The organism is Coleofasciculus sp. E1-EBD-02, assembly GCF_040218245.1.
Lineage (GTDB): Bacteria > Cyanobacteriota > Cyanobacteriia > Cyanobacteriales > Coleofasciculaceae > Coleofasciculus.
In genome coordinates this window covers 84,530-92,942 of the sequence record NZ_JAVJQN010000157.1, presented here as the reverse complement: position 1 = coordinate 92,942, position 8,413 = coordinate 84,530, and the positions used below count along the sequence as shown (strand labels likewise).

Sequence of the window (8,413 nt, the reverse complement as noted above, 5' to 3'; positions counted from 1 at the left end):
GAACCTAATTCTGTACGGTTTTCCTCCCTTGTCTTCTTGTCACCTTGTCCGCCTTGTCTTGTCCCTACCATAAAATAAAAAACCTACACCGGTAAGGTATGTAGGGGCGGGTTTATGGATTTTCGTTTCACGGTTGACGATAACGTTCCCTCAAACCCGCCCTGACCAAGTACGATAACTGTAAAAAGCCGAAACGCCCTATTTTTCGTTCTCACTCTTCCTTATCTACTGGTCTACCTGTCTTCCTTGTCTTGCCTAAACCCCCATCTTAAAAAACCTACCCTTGTGAGAACGAGGGGGGTGGGAGAAGGGGTTAGGGGATGAGGGTGAAATGCCTCCCAGCCCCTACAACCAAGCCCCTACGATTCCTGCTTCATCCGGGTTCACCCTTCCGTCACAACCTGGGTAATAAATCTCTCCACCAATGGTACTTGAAACCGATAACAATCTCCCGCCTTTTCCAATATTTCTTTGCGGATGAGGCGGCGCACAGTGGGGTAGCTGCGCCTTGTAAATCGATGAGTAAGGGGATTAATTCTGAACCTACTTTGCGGGGGAGATATTTTAAGGCTGAAGTTTTGCCCGTGCGTCGTCCACCGTGGAGTAAGAGGATAGGCGGTTGGGCGGAAAATGATAGGGTTTCGATTTCTCTGAAAATGTCTTGGCGTCCTTTAAATCGGGTTTTGGCATCATCGGGATTTAGGGAAGCGCCTGCGATGTAAACTTGGGGGATTTCAGCCGAACGTTTGGCTTGTTCTGCTAGGGTTTGTTGGGCGGTTTGTAAGATTTTTAGCCATTGTTGAGCAATTTTTTCTAGCCGATTGACTTGCTGGGCATCTCTATTGAAAGCTAAACTATCTTGTAAACGATGTAGTTGAGAGATAGAACGACCGAGAAATTCATATTGACGATAAGATGAGGTTGCTTCTCGAACTGATTGGGCGCTTTGACTGACTTCTAAAAATTGAGGAATGATAAATCCAAAGACTTTTGGAGGCGGTGAAGGAATCCAGGCTAATTGATTAGCAATTGCGGCAATATCTCCAGGAGTTCGACACTGTTTCAGAACATCTGCAACTCTGGAGACAGTGATAAATTCAGGTAGTCGCAGAAAAACACCGACCATTTGCATTCCAATTAAGGCTAAAGCCGCAGGTACAACTGGAATCCATCCGGCAAAGCTGGAAAGAATAAAAAAGCCGATACCAAATAGTATACCGAGTAAAGGAATTGCACTGAAGCCTAAACATAGAGGATGACGTATTTTCCAATTCAAACCTGCCCCTATCAGCGCCCAAGCAATAATCCAAATTATCTCTACCCATGCTGGCAAAACCCAAATCAGAGGTCGTTTATCAAGTACAGCACTGAGAATCTGACTCACCCCATGCGCCTGAATCTCTAATCCTCGCATTTCTCCGTAAGGGGTAAAAAAACTATCTTTGATGCTGGTAGCAGTAACGCCAATTAATACAATCCGATTCTTGACCCATTGGGGATTAATTTTACCTTGAAGAACCTCGGTTAATGTCACGGATTGCGCGATGGGGTGAACCGCACGGTAATTAAGGAGAATTTGTTGACCTCTAAAATCATAGCGTTGATAACCTCCAGCACGGGGTTTTAAATCAGCAAAAATAATGTGTCCAAGTTGTAATTCTCCGTTTTGGGCGGTAAAGCTTGGTAATATATTCTCGGCAGCTAAATAGCGAAAGGCGAGTTGAAGGCTGAGGGCGTAGGGGGTGGGACAGGGTGAGTTTTCAGGGACTTCTTGATATAATAACTGGCGACGTAGTAGACCTGCTTCAGTGTTTTTGCTGTCTACTAATACATTGCTAAAGCCGAGAGTTTGCCAGGGAAGATGGGGGAAAGATGCAGTTCCTTGATCGCTTTCACTGCTCACCTTACAGATATGAATTACTCGATTGGTTTGGTGCAGATAGGTAGGTAAGTCGAGGGAAGAGTCTCGCAGTGTTTCGAGATCATGAATTGGGGTATCTCGATAGAGATCTAAACCAATTACTCGCGGTTGCATTGATTCCAGTTTCTGCAATAATTTGACTAGCACGTCATCGGATAAAGGATGGCGGTAGTTGTTGATATCAGCTTCGTTTATTTCCACCAACAACAAACGTTTGTCTGGTTGCTCTTTTGGTCGCGATCGCATCATTTGGTCATAGGCGCTGAGTTCCCATGGTTGTAGTCCTCCCAGGGATCGGATGAGTAGTAGAATTAGTGCGATCGCGAAACTGATAATTAGGCTTCCTGGAAGAGTAGAGGATGAACGCATGAGATAAACTTCAAGTTCAATATTGTTAATTTAAAAGGCGTGGTAATAACTCAAATGACATGTTGCCAACTTGTATAGCCGGGAAATAAATTTCCGGAACCCAAGCTAAAGTAAGCTAAAGCTTACTGGGTAATACCCAATCCGGGTTAGCCATCTCCCTTATAACCCAGTCCGTGTAGGCGGACGAAAGGCAAGTGTAACAGCGATTTTAATCACCGTAGCAAAAGGGGATAACTTAGTGCCTACTATAAACAATTTCAACGCAACTGGACAAAATATGAAAATATGAACCCGTTTTAACGGGTTTTAGCTTTTAGCCCGAACTTTAGTTCAGGGCTTTTATTTTAGTTCAGGGCTTTTATCTTTAATTCAGGGCTTTTATCTTCAATTTAGGGCTTTTATCCCCCAACTGCATCTTGTACACGCTGTAATAACTCCTCAAACGGCACCACCTTCAATACAACCAAAATCGCCACAATTAAAATAATTGTTCCCGCAATCAAATTACTGGTATCATCCAACTTATCCCCCACAAATCGCGCCATCCGCCCCAATTTCATCGGCAACCACAGCAACAAACGCACCGGACGCTTTAACCGCCGTATTGTCACCCCTGAATGAGGAACCCGTTGGGCTTCCTGTTCAAACTTTTGCCTCGCCCATTCATCAGGACGACTATGTTGTTGCGCCTCCCATAACCACAATCCTGCTAATTGTAATAATAAAGGATGTCGTCCACCCCAAGCCAATCCTAGTTTTTGCCGTTCTGGACTCAACGCCGCCGTCGCCCCCGGTATTTTATGTTCCGGTAAGCGCATCAAATCCGTTGCTTCTGCTTCCGTAATTCCGCCCACAGGCAAAACCTGACCCAGATTAAAAAATGAGGACAGGAATCGATACTTACGTTTATAAACATCCAAATTCCGATAGGACGCAATCACCAACATTAACGCATTGCGATCCATCAACGACCGCAAATTATCATAAAAATCATCGGTAAACTGATCCGGTTTCGCTAAAAGTTCCTCAAACTTATCCAAACACAACACAGGTAAAACATTCTCTGTTTGCCAAGATTCAATTGCTGCTGAAAATTTCTGTCTATCTAGTGTCCCTGCTTTTAACGGTGTCGCTAATGCCGGATTCGTTTGTACCACTGGACGATTGAGTAACGCTTGGGCAACTGTCTGATAAAAACTGCTTTCTTTTCGACATTGCGCGGCTTGCAATGATAAGTAAACGACCACATAATCCCCCGGATTTTTGCCAGCACCCTGCACTCGTTGTTCGTAGGTCTGAAAAAAGTGATAAAGTAACGATGATTTACCAATCCGATGTTCTCCCACTACATTAATACTTGTGGGTTGAATATTAACCAGACGCGAGGTAATAAAATCCAATTCTTCTCGCCGCCCGACAAAGAATTGGGGGTCAGTAATCATTGACCCTGCACAAAACGGGCAAGATTGCTGGGATAAGTTCATAGGTGATTTTAGATTAGGATATCTAAATTCCTCAATGGTAACAGGAAACGGGGAATACCTAATTTATACCAAATCGGGGTCGATTACCCCCTTGATAGACCCCCCTCATTCCCCCTTTTAGATCCCCCTCCCGTCCCCCTTAAAAAGGGGGAAGCCAGAGGATTCTTCGCTTTTGTTGCACGGAAGGGGGAGAATTCAAAGCCTCTCTCCTTGCAGGAGAGAGGTTTTCCAGATAAGGTTAACCCGCCCCTACACAAGCGGCAGATTTCCTCAAAAGATTAGAATTGTAGGGGCGCATGGCGTGCGCCCATTTTAACAGTTGTAGGTTGGGTTTCGCCAACGTGTTAGAAGCGCTAAAGCGCTTACTACGAACTTACTACGAACCTAGTGGGTGAACTAGCTGGAGAATCGCTAACGCCGCGCGATCGCATACACCGACTTCCCCTAATAATTGACGCATTTGTTGATAATTGGTCAGGGTTTGTTGACGTTTCTGGGGATCGAACAAAAGTTCCATAGCTTCTCGAACCAAGTTTTCTGGCGTAGCCTCCGCTTGCAGTAACTCTGGCACAATTGAACGCATCACCACTAAGTTTGGAGGTGACATGAAAGGAATGGAAAAATTGAGGAAAGTATGGGCAATCCAGTAGGTTAACGGACTGACGCGATAAAACACGACTTGAGGAACATTCAGCAGCGCTAATTCCAAATTTACTGTACCGGATTTGGTAATCGCTAAATCAGCGGCGGTGAGTACCTCCTCAGTTTTTTCTGTCACTAACGTCGCCTGAAGTCCATAGTCTTCTATCGCTTTTTCAATCGGTTTTCGATAGGCTTGATGAGATAGGGGAATCCAAAAGATTGGGGATTGGGAATTGGGGATTGAGGATTGGGGAAGTTTTGACTTTTGAATAAGGGCGGGTTTTGTTGATAAGTTATCAGTGACAAGCTTATCTGAGTGGCTAAACCCGCCCCTACAATTGACTGTTGACTGATCTCCCCCGGCTTCCCAGACGTGCCATGGCACGTCTCTACAAGTCGATAACTTCTCCTGAAGTTGCTGGGCGGCGGAAAAGATAATCGGCATCATGTATTTGATTTCTTGATGTCTGGAGGCGGGTAAAAGCGCGATCGCGGTTTGATCTGGTTTAATCCCTAACGCCGCCCTCGCTTGCTCCCGACTGGGATAGGATTGGATGCGATCGACCAAGGGATGACCCACCCAATGCACCGATGCCCCTTTTTTTTCAAAGTAACGGGCTTCTTCGGGAAATATCGCTAAGAGTTTGTTCGTCATTTCCACAATTGTGGCTGTATTGTGGGGAAAGAGTGACCAAACCCATTCTTGGGGAGCGATGTAATACACCACAGGAACGTGGGGAAGCTGACGCTGAATAAATGTGCCAATACCGAGATTGGGTCCCATATAGTCAATCAGGACTACTAAATCTGGAGGATTATGTTTAAGGTATTGTTTAGCGCGACGCTGAATGGTTAAGGTAGGCAGAACAAAGGGCAAAGATTCTAATAGTCCGACTGAGCCAATGTCTGTAGTATTTCCTAATATTTTAGCACCGGAAAGCGCCATTTTTTCGCCCCCTAATGCCACAATATTTAAATCTAATCCTTGGTGAGTGGCTTGACGTTTAAGGGCATCAATTAGCATTGCCCCTTGCAAATCACCCGATACTTCACCCGTACTGATGAAAATTGTTTTTTTAGTCATTCGTCATTTGTCATTCGTCATTTGTCATTCGTCATTTGTCATTTGTCATTTGTCATGTGTCATTTGTCATGTGTCATTCGTCATTTGTCACAGGTGTAGGGTGCGTTAGCGCAGCGTAACGCACCATTTCAAAGGATATAGCACGACTACAAACCAGGTTCCCTTGAGCGCAGCGTAACGCACCATTTCAAAGGATATAGCACGACTACAAACCAGGTTCCCTTGAGCGAAGTGAAGGGTCAACACTTAACACTTCTCCGTGTCTTGACTATGATGAAAACGACGCCCTGGAATCGAACCACGCCGCCCAGGTAATTGCGATCGCTCTAAGAATAGGCGTAGGTGCTGTACCTGTTCATGCTCAGATATTAGGTGGAGTTGTTCTACAGCTTGATTGAAGGTGTAATCAGAGCGATAGAGTGTCTGAAATGCCTTTTTTAAGTCTCCCAGGGACTCGCCGTTAATTCCCGCTCTTTTGAGACCAACTAAATTAAGCGATCGCACTCGTGCAGGGTTGCCTTCTACTAACATATAAGGGGGTACATCTCTGTCAATGCGACTCATTCCCCCCACCATCGCCAGACGCCCAATGTGGACAAATTGATGAATGCCTAAAACACCACCAATGGTTGCTTTTGTTTCAATATGAACATGACCCGCTAAGGCGACTCCATTGGCGATAATCACTGAGTTTTCTAACACGCAATTGTGAGCAACGTGAACATAAGCCATCAACAAATTGCGATCGCCAATAACTGTGGCTTCTCCTGCACCCGTTGCTCGGTTAATGGTGACATATTCCCGAATCCGATTGTCATCACCAATTCTGACCCAACTTGGTGCGCCATCATATTTTAAGTCTTGCGGTTCTAAGCCAATAGCTGCCCCAGGAAATATTTGGTTTCTCGCGCCAATTTCTGTCGGTCCTTCTAGAACCGCATGTGCCCCAATCTTCGTCTGTGAACCCACTTTTACATTATCGCCAATGACCGCATAAGCACCAATTTGAACTGTCGGATGCAGTTGGGCACCAGGGTGGATTACAGCAGTAGGATGAATCAGTGTTGTTGCCATATAGCGATCCTATTTGAGTGGTGAACAGGGTGAGTTTGTCATTCGTCATTCGTCATTTGTCATTTGTCATTTGTGAGGGTTTTAGGATTAAATGTAAGGTTAAGCGATCGCATAAATTTCAGGTATGATCATCTATACCGACGCTTCTCTATTTTTAAGTGCGACAGGATAAGGAATCCGGGAGCGCTAACCCTAATTCGGGATAGCGCAATTGGGAGCTATTCAACTAAAGAAAACATCAATTCCCCTTCTGCAACTCGCTGATCGTCAACGACTGCACGAGCTTGCATCTTTCCAAAACGACGGCGCTTGACGGAGACGAGTTCCGTTGTCATGATCAGTTGATCGCCTGGTACGACAGGACGGCGAAAGCGAACTTTGTCAATTCCGGCAAAAACAAATAAGGCGTCATCCACGTCAGCCATTTGCTTTAAGACAATGCCACCAACTTGAGCCATGGCTTCTACAATCATCACCCCTGGCATCATCGGTCGTCCCGGAAAATGCCCTTGGAAATAAGGCTCATTAAACGTGACATTCTTGATGCCAACCGCTAGCTTTCCCGGAACATATTCAATAATTCGGTCAACTAAAGCAAACGGATAACGATGAGGCAGGATTTTATGAATGTCTTCAACCGTGAAAATTGTTTTGGTTGATGACTCAGACTGAGTTGGGTCTGTATTGTCGGTGGAATCATCGTGGGTGTTAACGTCAATCAAGGTAGACATGAGTAAATTAGGGTAAAAATGAGTACCGATGAGCAGGGAGCAGTGACCCGTTAAGTGAATCAGTCAACTCATCCAGAGTTCAAGCTGATTGAATACTGATCACTTATTTTCCCGTGCTGCACAAGGAACTTGGATGAGCTAGCGTTCAGTTGCCAGTGGTGATCAAGTGCCAATGACGGCTGATGATTGACGACTGACATCCCAAGCGCCGATTTGCCGAGCCAGTAATCTCGCCAATTGAATATGCAGATTGTGACTGGCTTTGTAGGCGAGGAAGTGAGCGACAGGAAATTTCCCCAATAAACTCAAATCCCCTACTAAATCTAAAAGTTTATGACGCACTGGCTCATTTGAAAATCGCAAGGGAGGATTCAACCATCCGTGATCACCGCAAACTAAGGCATTTTCCAAGCTACCGCCTTTAATTAAACCGCGATCGCGTAATTGGTCAACTTGGTTGGCTAAACCAAAAGTTCGTGCTGGTGCGATCGCGTCAGCAAAATGCTCCTGTTCCGGTGTCCAGCTATGCCATTGATTGCCAATCGCTGGGTTCTCAAAATCAATGCCGTAGGTAAATCGAGTCATCGGTGCAGGTAAGGCGGCGACAAAGGCATCCTCTTGATTAACCCAAATGGGTTCCTCAACAGACATGGGGGAAGAGAGGGGAGGGAAAGGAGACGAGGTTTGAGGAGGTTGACTCTCAACCATCCCCACCTCCTGAATTGCTTTAATCCAAGCCAACGCAGAACCATCCAACAGGGGAATTTCTGATCCGTCAATTTCAATACAAGCATTGTCCACTCCACTCCCAGCGAGGGCGGCGAGGAGATGTTCGACGGTTCTCACCGTCACCTCGGAATCGGCAGAAGTCTCACCGTTTCCCGCCCTCAACTGAGTCGAAAGCATCGTAGTAGAGACAGCCTCCACTCGCGCTGGAATCACAGGTTTTCCTGGCAAGTCAACTCGGACAAAATAACGTCCCATCCCAGCCGCAGCAGGCAAGACGCGAACAGTGGTAGTAATCCCACTGTGCAATCCAATCCCTGATCGTTCAAAAGCAGCACCCAAAGTGTAGTTTGTCATTGGTCATTTGTCATTCGTCATTCGT

6 protein-coding genes are annotated in these 8,413 nt (G+C 45.7%); all 6 read right to left on the bottom strand.

Annotation, left to right across the window (positions count from 1 at the left end; all coding sequences use genetic code 11):
• Positions 1–394 precede the first annotated feature (394 nt).
• Positions 395–2,290, bottom strand: a complete 1,896-nt coding sequence (locus tag RIC07_RS25950) for a CHASE2 domain-containing protein (protein WP_446397032.1) — start codon at positions 2,288–2,290, stop codon at positions 395–397.
• A 398-nt stretch (positions 2,291–2,688) separates the two neighbouring features.
• Positions 2,689–3,732 (bottom strand): nSTAND1 domain-containing NTPase, encoded by a 1,044-nt coding sequence (locus RIC07_RS25945; RefSeq protein ID WP_446397031.1) that lies wholly within the window; start codon positions 3,730–3,732, stop codon positions 2,689–2,691.
• A 418-nt stretch (positions 3,733–4,150) separates the two neighbouring features.
• Entirely contained in the window at positions 4,151–5,500 is a 1,350-nt protein-coding gene (lpxB, locus tag RIC07_RS25940; RefSeq protein WP_446397030.1) for a lipid-A-disaccharide synthase, read from the bottom strand.
• Between the two features lie 246 nt (positions 5,501–5,746).
• A complete protein-coding gene (lpxA, locus tag RIC07_RS25935; protein ID WP_446397029.1) occupies positions 5,747–6,574 on the bottom strand; it encodes an acyl-ACP--UDP-N-acetylglucosamine O-acyltransferase in 828 nt (275 codons plus the stop codon).
• A 218-nt stretch (positions 6,575–6,792) separates the two neighbouring features.
• On the bottom strand, positions 6,793–7,305 hold the full coding sequence (fabZ, locus tag RIC07_RS25930; RefSeq protein WP_446380781.1) for a 3-hydroxyacyl-ACP dehydratase FabZ: 513 nt from the start codon (positions 7,303–7,305) through the stop codon (positions 6,793–6,795).
• A gap of 162 nt (positions 7,306–7,467) precedes the next feature.
• Positions 7,468–8,388 (bottom strand): UDP-3-O-acyl-N-acetylglucosamine deacetylase, encoded by a 921-nt coding sequence (gene lpxC / locus RIC07_RS25925; protein WP_446397028.1) that lies wholly within the window; start codon positions 8,386–8,388, stop codon positions 7,468–7,470.
• Positions 8,389–8,413: the final 25 nt, after the last annotated feature.

Bases quoted from the DNA above. Each gene is read 5' to 3' on its own strand.
- RIC07_RS25950 (WP_446397032.1), bottom strand. From the start codon at position 2,290: ATGCGTTCATCCTCTACTCTTCCAGGAAGCCTAATTATCAGTTTCGCG.
- RIC07_RS25945 (WP_446397031.1), bottom strand. From the start codon at position 3,732: ATGATTACTGACCCCCAATTCTTTGTCGGGCGGCGAGAAGAATTGGAT.
- lpxB (WP_446397030.1), bottom strand. From the start codon at position 5,500: ATGACTAAAAAAACAATTTTCATCAGTACGGGTGAAGTATCGGGTGAT.
- lpxA (WP_446397029.1), bottom strand. From the start codon at position 6,574: ATGGCAACAACACTGATTCATCCTACTGCTGTAATCCACCCTGGTGCC.
- fabZ (WP_446380781.1), bottom strand. From the start codon at position 7,305: ATGTCTACCTTGATTGACGTTAACACCCACGATGATTCCACCGACAAT.
- lpxC (WP_446397028.1), bottom strand. From the start codon at position 8,388: ATGACAAACTACACTTTGGGTGCTGCTTTTGAACGATCAGGGATTGGA.